Source organism: Streptococcus sp. k-163 (assembly GCF_013277555.1).
Classification (GTDB): domain Bacteria; phylum Bacillota; class Bacilli; order Lactobacillales; family Streptococcaceae; genus Streptococcus.
Genome location: NZ_VMND01000003.1, coordinates 1 through 15,253, shown reverse-complemented (window position 1 = coordinate 15,253; position 15,253 = coordinate 1). Strand labels below are relative to the sequence as shown.

At 40.6% G+C, this 15,253-nt stretch carries 19 protein-coding genes and 1 pseudogene; 5 read left to right on the top strand and 15 right to left on the bottom strand.

The annotated features are described in order from the left end of the window. Positions 1-34: 34 nt before the first annotated feature. From HT731_RS09540 to HT731_RS00880, 4 genes are all read right to left on the bottom strand, one after another. Positions 35-391, bottom strand: a complete 357-nt coding sequence (locus HT731_RS09540; RefSeq protein ID WP_345889908.1) for a hypothetical protein — start codon at positions 389-391, stop codon at positions 35-37. An 88-nt stretch (positions 392-479) separates the two neighbouring features. Next, positions 480-1,829: a sensor histidine kinase gene (locus tag HT731_RS00890; RefSeq protein ID WP_173277259.1), complete on the bottom strand. Its 1,350-nt coding sequence runs from the start codon at positions 1,827-1,829 to the stop codon at positions 480-482. 13 nt (positions 1,830-1,842) lie between these two features. Next, positions 1,843-2,580 (bottom strand): LytTR family DNA-binding domain-containing protein, encoded by a 738-nt coding sequence (locus HT731_RS00885; protein ID WP_173277257.1) that lies wholly within the window; start codon positions 2,578-2,580, stop codon positions 1,843-1,845. Between the two features lie 4 nt (positions 2,581-2,584). Further along, a complete protein-coding gene (locus HT731_RS00880; RefSeq protein WP_033679706.1) occupies positions 2,585-2,923 on the bottom strand; it encodes a LytTR family DNA-binding domain-containing protein in 339 nt (112 codons plus the stop codon). Positions 2,924-3,283: 360 nt separating this feature from the next. Between HT731_RS00880 and HT731_RS00875 the strand changes: the two genes are divergently transcribed. After that, positions 3,284-3,535, top strand: a complete 252-nt coding sequence (locus HT731_RS00875) for a hypothetical protein (protein WP_001130044.1) — start codon at positions 3,284-3,286, stop codon at positions 3,533-3,535. Between the two features lie 28 nt (positions 3,536-3,563). Further along, positions 3,564-3,887 carry a helicase BlpT gene (locus HT731_RS00870; protein ID WP_153226620.1) on the top strand — a complete coding sequence of 108 codons (324 nt, stop codon included), beginning with the start codon at positions 3,564-3,566 and terminating at the stop codon, positions 3,885-3,887. Positions 3,888-3,948: 61 nt separating this feature from the next. Here the strand turns inward: HT731_RS00870 and HT731_RS00865 are convergent, their stop codons facing one another. Next, the gene (locus tag HT731_RS00865; protein ID WP_153226621.1) at positions 3,949-4,998 is read right to left on the bottom strand and encodes an ABC transporter permease; all 1,050 of its coding nucleotides are present in this window, start codon (positions 4,996-4,998) and stop codon (positions 3,949-3,951) included. Next, complete coding sequence (locus HT731_RS00860) at positions 4,995-5,726, bottom strand: ABC transporter ATP-binding protein (protein ID WP_140833394.1); 732 nt, start codon at positions 5,724-5,726, stop codon at positions 4,995-4,997. The genes HT731_RS00865 and HT731_RS00860 overlap by 4 nt, the downstream gene beginning before the upstream one ends. A 67-nt stretch (positions 5,727-5,793) precedes the next feature. On the opposite strand from HT731_RS00860, the gene HT731_RS00855 reads away from it, so the two are divergent. After that, positions 5,794-6,204 carry an HIT family protein gene (locus HT731_RS00855; protein ID WP_140833392.1) on the top strand — a complete coding sequence of 137 codons (411 nt, stop codon included), beginning with the start codon at positions 5,794-5,796 and terminating at the stop codon, positions 6,202-6,204. A gap of 9 nt (positions 6,205-6,213) precedes the next feature. Further along, complete coding sequence (locus tag HT731_RS00850) at positions 6,214-6,501, top strand: hypothetical protein (RefSeq protein WP_000777754.1); 288 nt, start codon at positions 6,214-6,216, stop codon at positions 6,499-6,501. 25 nt (positions 6,502-6,526) lie between these two features. Here HT731_RS00850 and dnaJ read toward each other — a convergent pair whose 3' ends face one another. The 8 genes from dnaJ to HT731_RS00810 all read right to left on the bottom strand — a co-directional run bounded on the left by dnaJ (position 6,527) and on the right by HT731_RS00810 (position 14,274). Further along, the gene (gene dnaJ / locus HT731_RS00845) at positions 6,527-7,663 is read right to left on the bottom strand and encodes a molecular chaperone DnaJ (protein WP_001066319.1); all 1,137 of its coding nucleotides are present in this window, start codon (positions 7,661-7,663) and stop codon (positions 6,527-6,529) included. A gap of 272 nt (positions 7,664-7,935) precedes the next feature. Then, positions 7,936-8,568, bottom strand: coding sequence for a DJ-1/PfpI family protein (locus HT731_RS00840; RefSeq protein ID WP_061759563.1), 633 nt, complete (start codon positions 8,566-8,568; stop codon positions 7,936-7,938). A 215-nt stretch (positions 8,569-8,783) separates the two neighbouring features. Beyond that, positions 8,784-10,607 (bottom strand): molecular chaperone DnaK, encoded by a 1,824-nt coding sequence (gene dnaK / locus HT731_RS00835; protein ID WP_000034661.1) that lies wholly within the window; start codon positions 10,605-10,607, stop codon positions 8,784-8,786. A gap of 487 nt (positions 10,608-11,094) precedes the next feature. Continuing rightward, on the bottom strand, positions 11,095-11,610 hold the full coding sequence (gene grpE, locus HT731_RS00830; RefSeq protein WP_173277256.1) for a nucleotide exchange factor GrpE: 516 nt from the start codon (positions 11,608-11,610) through the stop codon (positions 11,095-11,097). A gap of 26 nt (positions 11,611-11,636) precedes the next feature. Further along, on the bottom strand, positions 11,637-12,671 hold the full coding sequence (gene hrcA, locus HT731_RS00825; RefSeq protein ID WP_101776838.1) for a heat-inducible transcriptional repressor HrcA: 1,035 nt from the start codon (positions 12,669-12,671) through the stop codon (positions 11,637-11,639). 160 nt (positions 12,672-12,831) lie between these two features. Further along, positions 12,832-13,344 (bottom strand): DUF2812 domain-containing protein, encoded by a 513-nt coding sequence (locus HT731_RS00820; protein ID WP_173277254.1) that lies wholly within the window; start codon positions 13,342-13,344, stop codon positions 12,832-12,834. A 34-nt stretch (positions 13,345-13,378) separates the two neighbouring features. After that, on the bottom strand, positions 13,379-13,954 hold the full coding sequence (locus HT731_RS00815; protein WP_173277252.1) for a DUF2812 domain-containing protein: 576 nt from the start codon (positions 13,952-13,954) through the stop codon (positions 13,379-13,381). Next, positions 13,954-14,274 (bottom strand): PadR family transcriptional regulator, encoded by a 321-nt coding sequence (locus HT731_RS00810; protein ID WP_173277250.1) that lies wholly within the window; start codon positions 14,272-14,274, stop codon positions 13,954-13,956. The genes HT731_RS00815 and HT731_RS00810 overlap by 1 nt, the downstream gene beginning before the upstream one ends. A gap of 41 nt (positions 14,275-14,315) precedes the next feature. Here HT731_RS00810 and HT731_RS00805 point away from each other — a divergent pair. Next, positions 14,316-14,507 (top strand): annotated as a pseudogene (locus HT731_RS00805) (transposase); the annotation flags it as partial. A 176-nt stretch (positions 14,508-14,683) separates the two neighbouring features. On the opposite strand, the gene HT731_RS00800 reads toward HT731_RS00805, so the two are convergent. Then, positions 14,684-15,253: LPXTG cell wall anchor domain-containing protein (locus tag HT731_RS00800; protein ID WP_173277248.1), on the bottom strand; the 570-nt coding region annotated here is incomplete at its 5' end.

The window sequence follows — 15,253 nt, the reverse complement described above, 5'->3', positions numbered from 1 at the left end:
AATGTGAAAATACAAAATAGAAAACTATTCACCCTCACTTTCGTCTGTTCTGATAGATTCTCATGATTGCAACAAGGATACAGGCTGTCCCACTTGCCAAAGCGACAAGGGTAATGATAATGTTGAGGATTTCAGGCGTACTCCCTATTCTGTTGATAAGACGGAGTAGGGATATAACTGTCAACTGAATCAGGAGTATTGATTCTACTCTTACCATTGAAGTAAGTCTGTTTTCAACTGCATATAAAAAGGCTGGTAGCAAAACACAGGCTATAGCAATCACAAACAGGTTGCTCCCTGTTTCTTCTCCCTTGTTCACCACGGAAATCATGAGAAGATTTGATGCTATAATCAACGTAGAACAGATGATAAAAAAGGATTTCTTATTCATTTATGATACCTCAGATACTCTGGTAAAAGTCAGGCTCAATAAAGACAAACTTTGTCTGTTAACTTCTACCAATTTTTTCACAAATTTTCTAATGACCAACCGGCAGCAAGTGAACCGTTAAAACCTGACGAAAGACTTGATCTTGACAGGTGGTATTTAGACTGGTATTAGGATGGCTTTCCACAATCTTCATGACGGTATAGAGACCAACTCCTCTCTCCTCCCCTTTAGAACTGGCTCCAAAGGAGAAAATCTCAGAAATATCTATCCCCTCTTCTTTGATGGCATTTTCGATGATAAAGGTCTCCTGTGCCCCATTTTTTAAAAAGGCGATTGAAACGTGAAGTTGACTGGCCTCTACACTAGCTTCAATAGCATTGTCACAAAGGATAGACACAATGGTTAGAAAATCAAGTAGACTCATCCCCTCGACCTGAATCTCTTCAGGAACTTCGACATTAAAGACTATGTTCTTATCTCTAGCTTTTAGAAATTTTCCAGCTAGGAGACTTTTGAGGGCACGATCCCGAACATTCACTAGTCGTCCAAGGTCATATTTATTATCCTGCAATTTTTCACTAGAATCCTTTAAGACCGAGTCGTAGACCTCTTTTATCTGCTCCATATCCTCCTCTTCAATACCCAGACGTAAACTGGTCAAGAGATTGGTATAATCATGCCGAAAACTCCGTACTTCCTTGTAAAGTTCCTCTATATGCCGACTATAGCGTTCCATATCTCTGTAGCGCAAGACCTGCTCTTGGTCCAGTCTCTCATGAAGTTTGTCCTTCAAATAGGTATCCAATTTCTTGATCATCCCCATAAAAAAGAGCAGGTAAAAGACTAGGATGAGATGGCGAACAGTCGTTGATTGAATACCTTGTTCATATTCAAAGAAAGACAGACTTTGCATCACTAGATAGTAAGCCCCCATTATCCAGTTAATCTTAGTCAGGGACTTTTGAAAAGCTTTATCTAGAATCTCCTTTCTCAAGTTAGTGAAATCATAGTCCAACCATTTCAAAAAGATTAAAACTATGAAGCAAACGAATATCTTCATCAGTAAAAAGATAGGATTGCTATCTTTATCTACAATTACTTGTCCCAAAAATGGAAGCACAAAATAGGAGACTCCTCTATAAAAGAGATTCACCAATATCATTGGAAAGAGACCATAAAAGAAAAGGAGTTTTTTAGGAAGCCCTCTTAACAATAAGAAAGACAAGCCTATGCCGTACAAGGGTTCCATAAAATAAAATAGGAAACTATCTCCTACTATATAGCCAATCATTAAAAAAACAAAGGCCAACAGTATCTTAAAAAGAAAGGCTTTAAAAATCCTCTCAAAAGTGAGACCAATTCCATCCACCTTAAAGAAAATGACAATTTCTAGTCCATGAGTAACAAGTGTATACAATAATATCCAAGTAATATTCATAAACTCTCCTAGCTCAATGCAAGTTATTGATAGCCTCAGACACTTCCCTGACCTTATAACGCGCTATCAGACAGCTTCCACCATTGGGGAAGTAAAGAAGTTTTTCTTTCTTATCCAAACGAACCACATTGGCAGGATTAATGAGAAAAGAGCGATGGCACTGCAAGAGACGAGGCTCCTGCTTGAAAACCTCCTCTAAACTCGCTGTAAATTCCAGCCTGTCCGTCTTGGTATAGAGAATAACACGATGGGCTCTGGGCGACGTTTCGAGATAATAAACCTCTTTAAAAGGATACTGGAATTGGGCAAATTTTGATTTAAAGTAAAAGCAATCTTCCGCTAGACTCTTACTGTCTTGACCATTGGCATAGAGGAGGGCTGTCTCGATCCGAGATTCAAATTCCTCTGCCGAAAGGGCCTTATCAATATAGTCCAAAGCAGACACTTGGTAGCGAAAGGACAGGGGCATAAACTCCGAGTGAGTCGTCACAAAGACGATGAGAGCATAGGGGTCTCGATCCCGAATCTTTCTAGCTACTTCTAGCCCTTTCATCTCCTCGTTTCGAATCTCAATATCCAAAAAGAATAGCTGATGGGCCCCCTTCTCATGCACCTCTGACAGCAGCTGGTCTGGTTTGCCAAAAACTTCAAAAGAACTGGGAGTGATATGATGTTCCTTCAAGAGTTTCTCAATCGTTGTTTCAATTCTAGCTTGTTGGGAAAAATCATCTTCTAAAACAAATATTCTCATCTTCTTACTCTCCTTCTTTCAACCATTTTTGACGAATTTCTCTATAGCGACGTCTGGCATACTTGACAGCGTATTGACCTTCTTCTCCAAGAAAAAGGATTCTTTCTTGAAAATCAATCGATTTTACTTTATCAAGATTGACCAAACAATTTCGATGACACCTCATCAAGTTTTCCCCATATTGGTTCTCAAGATTACTTAAATTTTGAACCATATTAAAACTAGCCTCTTCTGTAACAATCTGTACGGTATGGGCTTTAGTTGGATGTGCTTGGATATAGTAGATATCGTCGACGTTTACTTTATAGACTGTTTTCTGTGTCTGAATAATCATATGTTTCATTGGATTCTCCTCCTAAGAAAAGAATAACAGAAAAAATTTAACACAAGCACACCCAATCCTAAACAGGCCTTCAACGCTCCTGAAAGGTAGCTTGTTCCTCAAATAAGCATGATAATCTTACCACTATTTTATCATAAAATTCACTCAGCGCAATTCAAGACATTTCAATGACAATTAAAGATTTGAATAAAAAAAAAGAGTTAAAAGTGATAAACTATGATTATAGAAAGACTATGTTTGCAATAACTTTAAAAATCATCAAAAAAGGAGGGCTGCATATGATTTATTCACATCCACCATGATTAACACCCTATAAATATACTCTATTGCAATTGACGTAAATATAACAAGGAGAAAATTATGGCCAAGTCAAATAAAACAAAACAATTAACATCAATCGAACTTTCTCATATAAATGGCGGTAGTATTCCATATGGATGGTATTCTCCGTTTCATATAATTAGCGATAATGTACTATGTAGAAATGGATATTCATATAATAAAGCTAATCTTGATAATGGTAAATGTATCATTGATTGGGGCAACATAGTTGGCAATGTTGCTAATAATATAGGTGCCTCACTAGGAGATTTACACAATCCCTTACCTTAAAATATAAATTATATAGGAGGTCACGTAAATGACAAACCCAATCAAAACAGCTCAGACTTTGATTACGGACTTAAACAAAGCCTACCAAGCATGCAAACAGGCAACAGCTGACGACGTCCGCTTTCAGGAGCAATTAAACTCTATTCTTGGTTTTCTAGCCAAGGCTGAGACTGTGGATAATCGAGTCTTGATTGAACTGGAAAAATTTTACCAGACTTCCAGTCTTCTCATGGGACTCAGCGCCCTCAATCCAGATGCTCCTACTCGCGCCGCTTGGCGGGCCTATGACCGCTTCCACTTTGACCAAGTCAAGACCAAGTTGAGTCTCTACGGACCAACCATTATCTTGTAGAAAATAAAAGAAGTTGAGACAAACTGAACTCAACTTCTTTTTTAGTGTCGTATAGGCAATGCTAGTCCTGCATCTGACGTTTTACCTGATAAGGTAAGTACAAGACTAGTAAAACCAAACCAGCTCCCAGCAAGGCTAGAAGGGCTAATTTTTCTTGGAAAGTCACAAGGCCGACGACTAATTCCACAAGTAAAACAAAACTGGTCAATCCTCGGACTACCGCCTGCAAACCTTTTTCCTTTTGCCCCTTGTCCAGCGGAAAGAGTTGGGTCAAATACTGGTAGTCAAAGGCATGATAGAGGGCCAATAACTGGAAGAGCAAGAGGTAGTTAAAGAGAACCACCACTGCTGTCGCAATCCAAGCCTGCTCGATAAAGACCTGCGCCAGTATGGAAAGCAAGAGAAGACGGAGACTGAGGGCAAAGAGATCTCCATTTCGCAGATAAGAACGCAGATAGAGATTTTGCCAAATCTTCCCAGGCACCTTCTGAACAGCCTTTAGGATAAAGTCCAGATAGGCACGACGCTTGACGCTGTTTGAAATTCCCTTGACCTGGGTAAAGAGAGCAAAGAAACGAAGCAAGACTTGCTTACGCTTACTTTCTTGGGAAATGACAAAGTCCCAATCAAGACCAGTTTCAGTGAAAAATTTGCTGGCCTTTTGACGAAAGAGCAGATATTTCCCTACCCCAAATAAAGGCACATAGATCAGAAAAACTGGCAAGCCATAACCCATGGCCAAAAATAAAGGCGCAAATAAAAGCAAGAAAAGGGTCTGGACAAAGAGCCAAAAGAATAGGGAAATGCCAGTTTGACGCTTGAGATGGAGCTTGATTTCCTCTTCTCCAACTAAGAGAAAGAGCTTGTCTGGAGCCTCCATATAGGTGGCAATTCCACCCCAAAGCAAAAGTAAAACAGAGGTAATTCCTATAAACAAAAGGATCGGCCAATGATTTTCAGGAAAATGTTGCAAGAGTTGACTGTACTGGTAGGCTAGAAAGCCCAGCAGAACAAGCAGGAATAAGACAAAGTGGTCATTGAGAACATAGCGCAGATAACCAAGACACTCCTTACGAAAAGCCTGCTTTCTCTTTAAAAACAAGTCTTTCATAGGTCCTCCTCTTTGGTCAGCGCCAAGTAAATGTCATTCAAACTAGCCTCAGGCATATCAAAGGCTTCGCGCAGTTGCAGGAGATTCCCCTTGGCACGCACCTCTCCCTTATGGAGAATGACAAAGGCATCACACATCTTCTCCGCCGAATCCAGCACGTGAGTACTCATGAGAATAGACTTACCCTTTTGCTTTTCCACTTCCAAAAGCTGAATCAAGTCTGCAATAGCCAACGGATCAAGACCAAGGAAAGGCTCATCCACGATAAAGAGACTCGGATCCACCACAAAAGCACAGATAATCATGACTTTCTGCTTCATCCCTTTTGAAAAATGAACTGGAAACCAGTCTAATTTCTGGTCCAGACGGAACATTTTTAACAAAGCTTCTACTCGATCAAAAGCCACTTTTTGCTCAATACCATAAGCCATGGCAACTGTTTCGATATGCTCTCTGAGGGTCAATTCCTCATACAGGCTAGGTGTCTCGGGAATGTAACCAATCTGCTTGCGGTAGCTAGTCGCATCTTCTTGCAGGGTCAAGCCATTGATATTGATGGAACCACTATAAGGTGTCAACAGACCGATAATCTCATTGATTGTCGTTGATTTCCCAGCACCATTGAGACCAATCAAACCAACCAACTGTCCACTTTCAACAGTAAAAGACACATCTTTCAAGACAGGGACATGGACATAGCCACCTGTCAGATTTTTAATTTCTAACATATTTTCTCCAAATCTGGTATAATGTAGCTATATTATATCAAAATTCAATACAGTAGAGGTAGATTTTATGTCAGATTGCATTTTTTGTAAAATCATCGCAGGGGAAATCCCTGCTTCAAAAGTATATGAAGATGAGCAGGTTCTTGCCTTTCTTGATATCTCTCAAGTGACACCAGGACATACCTTGGTCGTGCCAAAAGAACACTATCGTAATCTTTTGGAAATGGACGCTACTAGCGCCAGCCAACTCTTTGCCCAAGTGCCAAAAGTGGCTCAAAAAGTCATGAAAGCTACCAAGGCTGCTGGCATGAATATCATTGCCAACTGCGAAGAAATCGCTGGTCAAACCGTCTTTCATACCCACGTTCACCTTGTACCTCGTTACGGTGCGGACGATGACCTCAAGATTGATTTTATCGCCCACGAACCAGACTTTGACAAACTTGCTCAAGTCGCTGAAACCATCAAAAACGCCTAAGGAGTTGCCATGAAATTATCCAACCTACTGCTATTTGCAGGAGCTGCAGCCGGAAGTTATCTGGTCACAAAAAATCGTCAAACCATCACAGATGAAGTCTTGAATACAACTGACCGCGTTCAAGCTATCAAGGACGATGTGGATATTATCCAAAATAGCCTGCAAATCATCGACCAGCAAAAAGAACTCATCAAGGAATACCAAGAAGACCTGACTTACAAGTTTAAGGTCTTGGAAAAGGATATCCAGACTAGACTAGCTGTGATCAAAGAAACACAGGAAATTGAAGATAAGTAAAAAGAGCCCGACGGCTCTTTTTGCTTTATTCTCCTTCAAATGCATCTTTAATATGGTCAAAGAAGCCCTTTTTCTTTGGATTGACTTTTAAATCACCAGCAGCTGCGAATTCTTTCAAAGCTGCTTTTTGGCGGTCGTTCAAGCCTGTCGGTGTTACGACATTAACAGTAACGTATTGGTCACCAACTGCACCACCACGAAGGCTAGGAGCTCCCTTGCCACGTAGGCGGAATTTCTTTCCAGTCTGAGTTCCCTCTGGGATAACCAATTCAACATCACCATGAACAGTTGGGATATCAACTGTGTCACCAAGAGCTGCTTGAACAAAATTGAGGTTGAGATTGTAGAAGATAGTCGTTCCTTCACGTTCAAACTTGTCGCTGGCTTCCACAGAAACCACCACGTACAAGTCACCGTATGGTCCACCGTTAAATCCTGCTTCACCCTGACCAGCTAAGCGAATTTGTTGACCAGTTTCCACACCAGCAGGGATTTTTACATGTACACTATGGGCTTGTTTTTCATGACCTGTTCCGTGACATGTTGTACATGGATCTTTAATTTCTTTTCCACGACCATGACAGACATCACAGGTTACTTGACGACGCATCATACCAAGAGGAGTTTGTGTATCAACGTTAATGACACCAGCACCATGACAGCGTCCACAAGTGACTGGACTTGTTCCTGGCTTAGCACCAGAGCCATTACATGTACGACAGCTTGCTTCACGGTTGTATTTAACTTCTTTTTCAGCTCCAAAAATAGCTTCTTCAAAAGTCAAATTCACACGGTATTGGAGGTCATCCCCCTGACGAGGAGCGTTTGGATTACGCGAAGCACCTCCTCCGCCGAAGAAACTTGAGAAGATGTCCTCAAAACCACCGAAGCCACCTGCTCCGTTGAAACCGCCGAAACCACCAGCACCACCAAAGCCACCGTTAGCTCCTGCAGCACCATATTGATCATAGGCAGCACGTTTTTGGTCGTCACTCAAAGTCTCATAGGCTTCTTGAACTTCCTTGTACTTTTCCTCAGCACCAGGCTCCTTATTGATATCTGGGTGATATTTTTTGGAAAGCTTACGATAAGCCTTTTTGATCTCGTCTGCCGAAGCGTTTTTTGACACCCCCAGACGATCATAAAATTCAGTATTGTTCATAATTCAAGATACAAAGGGCGTCAGCCGGACACAGCCAAAAAAGGAGTTTTGACGACGGACGCTTGCGTCCTAGAAAAACTATCTTTTTGGCACAGTCCGTAGCCCGTGTTCAGTTACTCGAACACCCTTATTCCTTTCTGTTAATATTGCGGAATAAAACCTCAATCTAGGTCGGGTTCAATTCCTTTCTTTTATATTGAGTAAGAAAGCTCAGAGTGTGAGTTCAATTCCCTGAACACCCTTATTCCTTTCTATAATTTTCATGTAAATCTTTAGAGGCTGTTTTCTATACTCTGCTTTACTTGATTAAACTCTTCATCTGATAGAGTAAATATCAAATCCTCTTCAGCATACTCGTTCTGTTCTTTAAAATAGTTGTCCGTATTCTCTGCCAACCCTAAACCGAAAATCACTTTTCTTGCAAACTCTTGATGTGCAAAACCAATAGCCGTAATGATTTGTTTATCTTGGACAAGAACTTTCGGTTGGAAATTCTCACGTGGAAGAAATTCAAAATAATCAAAGAAGTTTTGCCAAATTCCACCTGTAAATTTCGTGTCGTTCAACAAGCCTGCTTTCGCCAATAAAAGAGGCGCTGAAGAAATGGCTGCAATTAGGATATCCTGCTCATTAAGACTTCTCAAAAACGAGATCAATTTCTCATCTTGTAGAGTAGAACCTATATTTACCATTCCTGGCAAAATCACACAAGAATAATCTTCTATGCGGATCTGATCCAATGTTTTCGTCGGTTGACAGGGCAAACCATCCTCAGAGACCACCATCGAATTCTCAGAAGCTACATAATCAATCGTGATATCAAAAGACAGAGCTAAAGTACTCGTTAAAGTGGTTATCTCATAAAGAGAAAAATTAGGATAAATGATACAAAGTACTTTTTTCATACGCAACATCCTCTATTTTATCGAAAAACAGAGGCTGGGTTGCAACCTCTGGATTTCTTCCTATCATTACGACGTTCGAGTTTTAAAAATCAAACTAGTAATGCTAAATCGAGCACTCCCTAACCTCTTGGTGAAAAAGACAAATCTTCCTAGAAACTAAAGTTTCTGCGTCAGATTTCCTATTTTCACTGTGAGGTTTTAACGGGCTTTGCATCTTATTTCTCAGTAAACTCTCCGTCTACGACGTCATCGCCTGCGTTTCCTGTGGCTTGTGCGCCTTCTGCTCCTGCTTGAGCTTGTTGCGCTGCTGCGGCTTGTTCGTAGAGTTTAACAGCAAGTCCTTGAGCTTTTTCGTTCAATGCTTCAAGTTTTGCTTTCATATCGTCCAAGTTGTTATCTTCTTGAGCTTTCTTAAGGTCATCAAGGGCAGCTTGGGCAGCGTCACGTTCTGCATCGAAGCCTTTGCCTTCAGTTTCTTTAATTGTCTTTTCAGTCGCAAAGATTGCTTGGTCTACTTCGTTACGAAGGTCTACTTCTTCTTTACGTTTTTTATCTGCTTCAGCGTTTGCTTCTGCATCTTTCATCATGCGGTCGATTTCTTCGTCTGTCAAACCTGAGTTAGATTGGATGACAATAGTTTGTTCTTTTTGAGTTCCAAGGTCTTTGGCCTTAACAGACACGATACCGTTCTTGTCGATATCAAATGTTACTTCGATTTGAGGAATTCCACGAGGTGCAGCTGGGATATCTGTCAATTGGAAGCGTCCAAGAGTCTTGTTATCTGCTGCCATTGGGCGTTCACCTTGAAGAACGTGGATATCAACGGCTGGTTGGTTGTCTGCTGCAGTTGAGAAGACTTGTGATTTAGATGTTGGAATAGTAGTGTTGCGGTCGATGAGTTTTGTAAATACCCCACCCATTGTTTCGATACCAAGTGACAATGGTGTTACGTCAAGAAGGACAACGTCTTTGACATCACCAGTAATCACACCACCTTGGATCGCAGCACCCATAGCAACTACTTCGTCAGGATTTACTGATTTGTTTGGTTCTTTACCAGTTTCAGCTTTAACAGCTTCTACAACGGCTGGGATACGAGTTGAACCACCAACAAGGATAACTTCGTCGATTTCTGACAAGCTCAAACCTGCATCTGAAAGGGCTTGACGAACTGGAACTTTTGTACGTTCTACAAGGTCACGAGTCAAATCGTCAAATTTCGCACGAGTCAAAGTCATTTCCAAGTGAAGAGGTCCAGCTTCACCAGCAGTGATAAATGGCAGGCTGATTTGTGTTGAAGTTACACCAGAAAGGTCTTTCTTCGCTTTTTCAGCTGCATCTTTCAAACGTTGCATTGCCATCTTGTCAGTAGACAAGTCAATACCGTTTTCTTTCTTGAATTCTGCTACCAAGTGGTCGATGATTTTTTGGTCAAAGTCGTCACCACCAAGTTTGTTGTCCCCTGCAGTTGACAATACGTCGAAGACACCGTCACCCAATTCAAGAATAGATACGTCGAATGTACCACCACCAAGGTCGAATACCAAGATTTTTTCTTCTTTGTCAGTCTTGTCCAAACCGTAAGCAAGAGCTGCTGCAGTTGGTTCGTTGACGATACGTTCTACTTCAAGACCAGCGATTTTACCAGCGTCTTTTGTTGCTTGACGTTGAGCGTCGTTGAAGTAAGCTGGAACTGTGATAACTGCTTTAGTTACTTTTTCACCAAGGTAGTCCTCAGCATAACCTTTCAAGTATTGAAGAATCATAGCTGAGATTTCTTGTGGAGTGTATTCTTTTCCGTTAGCAGAAACTTTTTCAGAAGTCCCCATCTTAGATTTGATAGAGATGACTGTATCTGGATTTGTAACTGCTTGACGTTTTGCAGCATCACCAACGATGATTTCTCCGTTCTTGAATGATACTACAGATGGAGTTGTGCGGTTTCCTTCTGGGTTTGCGATGATTTTGCTTTCAGTTCCTTCAAGAACTGCAACTGCTGAGTTTGTTGTACCTAAGTCAATACCGATAATTTTAGACATGTGTTTTTCTCCTTGTTATTTTAATTCTAATTTTGATTTTTTTGATATTCCCCTTAAGTGGTGGGGACGTGAGCAACTCCCTACGGGATTTCATCACTTATTTTTGAGCCTATTGTCTCAAAAATCCCCTGTTTCAGTAGCAAAAGCTACTGAAACTTTCACCACGGCGGGCAATATCTTCCTTGCAAGCCTCCGGCTTGCTTTTTATCTTTCTTTCATAGTTTAGTGTCGTTTCGGACAAGTTTTCAATGTATTTATGTTACGACACGAGGAGTCGAAATCGATATTATTTCGACGACGAGTTAGTAAGGAGGCTAGGCAAACGCCATAGCGATTGCCGTTTTCTGACGAGTTGCTTTAGCTACCGTCAGAATTGCCTAATCGAACACGCCCTAAGCTCTGGGTAAAAAAGATAGATTTCCTTGTGTTCATCGAACACTTCGTCAATCTCCTATTTTTACTGTGAGCTTTTTACGGGCTTTGTATCCTAGTTATAAACCACCACCATGGCTGGGCGCAGGATGCGGTCATGGAGTTTGTAGCCTTTTTGGAAGACTTGTGCAATGGTGTCTGCTGGGTGTTCATCGTCTGCTGGGAGAGTTTGGATGGCCATATGATAGTTATGGTCAAATTCGCCGTCAGCTGCGATTTCTTCGATTCCTTCTTCTTTCAAAGCGTGAATCAAGCTTTCTTGCACCATCTCCAATCCTTTTTTAACATCGTCTGTCAAACCTTCAACTGCGAGTGCACGCTCAAGGTTGTCAAGAGATGGTAAGATTGCTTTTGCCAAATCCTGACTACGGTAACGTTGCAAGTTTTGACGCTCTTCATTGGCACGGCGTTGGATGTTTTGCATTTCTGCATGAGCGCGAAGGTATTTGTTTTCGAACTCATCCGCACGTTCATTTGCCAAGTCCAACTCAGACTTTTCAGGAGTTGTTTCTTCTACCGTTTCCACAACTTCCTCTTCTTGAACTTCTTCATTTTTTATATCTTGGGCCATTTTCGCCTCCTTTAATGATTTCAATCTTAATGTACTTCGTAATGATTACTGCTGAGGTAGCGGTAAAAATCTGTCAACTTCATGGTCAAAACACGATTGACCACATTGACTTGGTTGATTAGCTGTTGGTAATCCAGATTGACTGGACCGATAATGGCTAGAATTCCAACTCCTCGATAAGGAATGAGGAACTTGCTACTAATCACCGCTAGGTCAGCTAGACAGGACTCTTGACTGTCTGCAACACGAACGTTTTGCATCTGATCTTCATGCAGCCCCTCACGAATTTCCAGGGCCACCTTTTGCGGTTGGTCAAAGAACTGATAAGCTGCCAGATTGGCAAAATTCAAGAGATTGACCTTGCCCGCCACCACAATGTTTTCGTTAAACATTTCTTTAAAGATGTGTTCAAAGAGATCCATGACATTGTCCGTTGTTGTAAAGTAACGCTGGATAATCTGCGGAATCTCTGTCCGAATCTTGTAGTGGATATCTAGAACGGTGTGACCGAGGAAACGTTCCTGAATGATATTCTTCAGTTTCAGCAAATCCTCCTGCAAAAAGTTCCTTGGAATCAGAAACTGACTGGTAACCGTTCGCGACTCGTCTAAGGTGAATACTGCCAAGGCTGTATGTTGCCCCAAAACAACGATATCAAAGGCTGTCAAACGTTGCCTGCTCGGTTCAACATCTAGTGCTACTACCGTACAGCCACTCAGGTCTGTCAGTAGGTTAGCGGCCTCTTGCAGAATATCCTCCAGTTTGAAGAATTCCTGATCAAAGGCTTTAACAATCTCATAAACCTCATTTTCAGCCAGTCGGTCAAAATCCAGTGAGTGTTTCACATAGTACTGAAAACCAGCAACACTTGGCATCCGACCACTTGAAGTATGAGCCTTTTCAAGCAAACCTTGCTTTTCTAGAGCCGCCATGTCATTACGAATGGTTGCGCTGCTAGAGTTAATAGACTCTTGCAAGGCTTTGGATCCGACAGGTTCGTGCGTTTTGGTAAAAATGTCAATAATCAGATTTAAAATATCCTGTTGACGCTCTGTAACCATCTCATCACTCCTCTCTGTCTGATCGATTAGCACTCGATACCCTCAAGTGCTAACTTATGATTCTATTATACACCCTTAGAAGAGAATGTCAAGATAAAAACTCAAAAAATTAGCACTCTTTTGTAAAGAGTGCTAAAAATCAGTCTGAAGACCTAGAAACTTACTGTTTATCTACTAGGTATTTTCTTTTTAGTCTGAAATAACCATAGATTAGATAGGAAATCAGAAAAGCATACAAAACAAAAATAATGAAGAAAGACATAGAAAGATCTTCTCTAAACGGACTCATACAAACAACAAGACCACCTAAGAAAGTAGCTGTACATGAACGAAGTCTATATCGCATAACTTCCCATCTGAGCCCCTTACTCATATAGACTTGATCCTCTGAAAGTAGATCAGAAGCTGGTTTACGAAAAATTGAACAAAAACCTGTTTCTATCAATTCCCAACCTCTATTTCTAAAATCTTGCAGTTCATGCTTATACTTTTTAAGAAATCTAGAATCATAGATACAGTAGATAACATCGTCTGGTTGACATTGGTCAAAATAGAACAAACCAAAACGACTCGCTCTATACCTCCAACCTTCCAAGTGCATCTCATGTAAATATTCTTCTTTCTTATCCAAATCAAGAATAGTGAAAATCCGAAATTGTACTCTGCTATTCATTGTCTAACCTCCAAATTAGAATACATATACGGCTTTATTTATCGGATAATTCTTTCCACTTTTGAAACAATTTCCAAAAAATATAAGAAATCTGAATCACAAAAACTATCAATAAAACCCAATCTATTATGAAAATCAAAAACACTTCCCAACTGAAATAACTACCTCTACCGAGGAACTTTGAAAAAATCGGTAGTAGAGCTGCAAAGAGAAGTAAAATAGGAAGCATCCGCATTGTTAAAATGCGTTTGACCATAGCTAACTTCCCGGTCGCATCATTATAGATTTCAAACTCCGCATCCGACTCAATTTCAGAATGTGCTTTTCTAAAGTAGGAAAAACCATTAAAGTTTGTAATATGCTCCCAGCCACAGTCTTTAAATAGTTGTAAATAGGATGCTCTCTCTGATTTTTTCATGGGATAAAAGTCCAACTGATAAGACACCTGCTCAGGCTGACACTTTTCAAAAGTATACTTAACCGCAACTACTAAGTTACAGTGGGTCACTTCCTTAAGTCTCCAACCCTCAGCATGCATTTTTCTAAGATATAAAGCCTCTCTATCATAATCCGCAATGGTAGCAATTCTATAAACAATCTTCTTTTCCATCATCCTTCCTCCCGACTGTTTCTATAGAGCCGTTCAATACGTTTCAATTCAATCTCTAAGACTTTGCGTCCCAAGTCTGTAATCTGATAGATTTTCCGTTTTTCTTCTTCTCGGACAAAGGAAATCAAACCATCCTTTTCCATTTTTGACAAGGTTCCATACATAGTTCCAGGACTAATCAAGACTTGCGAATCTGTCATATCCTTGACCTTTTGCGTAATACTATAACCATGACGCTCCTTTTGCAAACAGAACAAGATATAAAAACCCGTTTCCGTCATGGGAAGATAAACTCGACGAATCTTATCCGTTAATTCCATTTATAACCATCTCCTATTTAGTTCGATATAAAAAGAAAGAAAAAATGGATAAGCTAGAGCTCTTATGTGAAGAATTCGGGCATAAACTTTTACCATTTCCTCCCTACTCACCTGAGTACAATCCTATTGAGAAAACATGGGCCTATATCAAAAAGCACCTCAAAAAGGTATTACCAAGTTGCAATACTTTTTTTGAGGCTCTTTTGTCTTATTCTTGTTTCAATTTACTGTAGATCAATTTCTAACAACGCCTTAGAATTCGCATTGCACTATTCTAGCTTCATGACAAAGAATCAAAAAGCAACGCTAAACACGTTGCTTTCTGATGTAAACACAGTTACTTGTATATCAACTCATTTTACTGATTTTATACAAATCACTTGTTATTGACTGTACAATCTATAAATCGTCACTCTTCTTCCTTCCGTTTTCGTGAAATGAGAAGTCCACCAGTCATAGCTGCTAAGAGAGCTACAACAAGTGATGTATTTGATTTCTCTGTTCCTGTATTTGGAAGTTGTCGATCTTTATTTATTGTAGTTTCAGATGTTGGCGTTCCCTCTGACATTCCATTAGCACTACCGTCGTAATCTGGATGAGCTGGTATTTCTTCTGGAATACTATTTACACTACCTTCATAGTCTGGTTGAGCTGGGGTAACTTCTGGAATGCCGTTAACACTGCCTGTGTAGGCTGGAATTTCTACAGTTGGCGGCGTAATCAAGTTACCTTCACCATCCGTACCACTTGTGCCCACTGGGTCGGTATACGCTGGAACTTCTGCTGTTGGTGGTGTAATCAAGTTACCTTCACCATCCGTACTACTTGTGCCCACTGGATCGGTATACGCTGGAACTTCTACAGTTGGTGGTGTAATAACATTGCCTTCGCCATCTGTACTACTTGTACCTACTGGATCGGTATACGCTGGAACTTCTACAGTTGGTGGAGTAATGACATTGCCTTCGCCATCCGTACT

Bases quoted from the DNA above. Each gene is read 5' to 3' on its own strand.
- HT731_RS00860 (WP_140833394.1), bottom strand. From the start codon at position 5,726: ATGTTAGAAATTAAAAATCTGACAGGTGGCTATGTCCATGTCCCTGTC.
- HT731_RS00875 (WP_001130044.1), top strand. From the start codon at position 3,284: ATGGCCAAGTCAAATAAAACAAAACAATTAACATCAATCGAACTTTCT.
- HT731_RS00880 (WP_033679706.1), bottom strand. From the start codon at position 2,923: ATGAAACATATGATTATTCAGACACAGAAAACAGTCTATAAAGTAAAC.
- dnaK (WP_000034661.1), bottom strand. From the start codon at position 10,607: ATGTCTAAAATTATCGGTATTGACTTAGGTACAACAAACTCAGCAGTT.
- HT731_RS00885 (WP_173277257.1), bottom strand. From the start codon at position 2,580: ATGAGAATATTTGTTTTAGAAGATGATTTTTCCCAACAAGCTAGAATT.
- grpE (WP_173277256.1), bottom strand. From the start codon at position 11,610: ATGGCCCAAGATATAAAAAATGAAGAAGTTCAAGAAGAGGAAGTTGTG.
- HT731_RS00820 (WP_173277254.1), bottom strand. From the start codon at position 13,344: ATGAATAGCAGAGTACAATTTCGGATTTTCACTATTCTTGATTTGGAT.
- HT731_RS00890 (WP_173277259.1), bottom strand. From the start codon at position 1,829: ATGAATATTACTTGGATATTATTGTATACACTTGTTACTCATGGACTA.
- HT731_RS00855 (WP_140833392.1), top strand. From the start codon at position 5,794: ATGTCAGATTGCATTTTTTGTAAAATCATCGCAGGGGAAATCCCTGCT.
- HT731_RS00870 (WP_153226620.1), top strand. From the start codon at position 3,564: ATGACAAACCCAATCAAAACAGCTCAGACTTTGATTACGGACTTAAAC.
- HT731_RS00865 (WP_153226621.1), bottom strand. From the start codon at position 4,998: ATGAAAGACTTGTTTTTAAAGAGAAAGCAGGCTTTTCGTAAGGAGTGT.
- HT731_RS00840 (WP_061759563.1), bottom strand. From the start codon at position 8,568: ATGAAAAAAGTACTTTGTATCATTTATCCTAATTTTTCTCTTTATGAG.
- dnaJ (WP_001066319.1), bottom strand. From the start codon at position 7,663: ATGAACAATACTGAATTTTATGATCGTCTGGGGGTGTCAAAAAACGCT.
- HT731_RS09540 (WP_345889908.1), bottom strand. From the start codon at position 391: ATGAATAAGAAATCCTTTTTTATCATCTGTTCTACGTTGATTATAGCA.
- HT731_RS00850 (WP_000777754.1), top strand. From the start codon at position 6,214: ATGAAATTATCCAACCTACTGCTATTTGCAGGAGCTGCAGCCGGAAGT.
- HT731_RS00810 (WP_173277250.1), bottom strand. From the start codon at position 14,274: ATGGAATTAACGGATAAGATTCGTCGAGTTTATCTTCCCATGACGGAA.
- HT731_RS00815 (WP_173277252.1), bottom strand. From the start codon at position 13,954: ATGGAAAAGAAGATTGTTTATAGAATTGCTACCATTGCGGATTATGAT.
- hrcA (WP_101776838.1), bottom strand. From the start codon at position 12,671: ATGGTTACAGAGCGTCAACAGGATATTTTAAATCTGATTATTGACATT.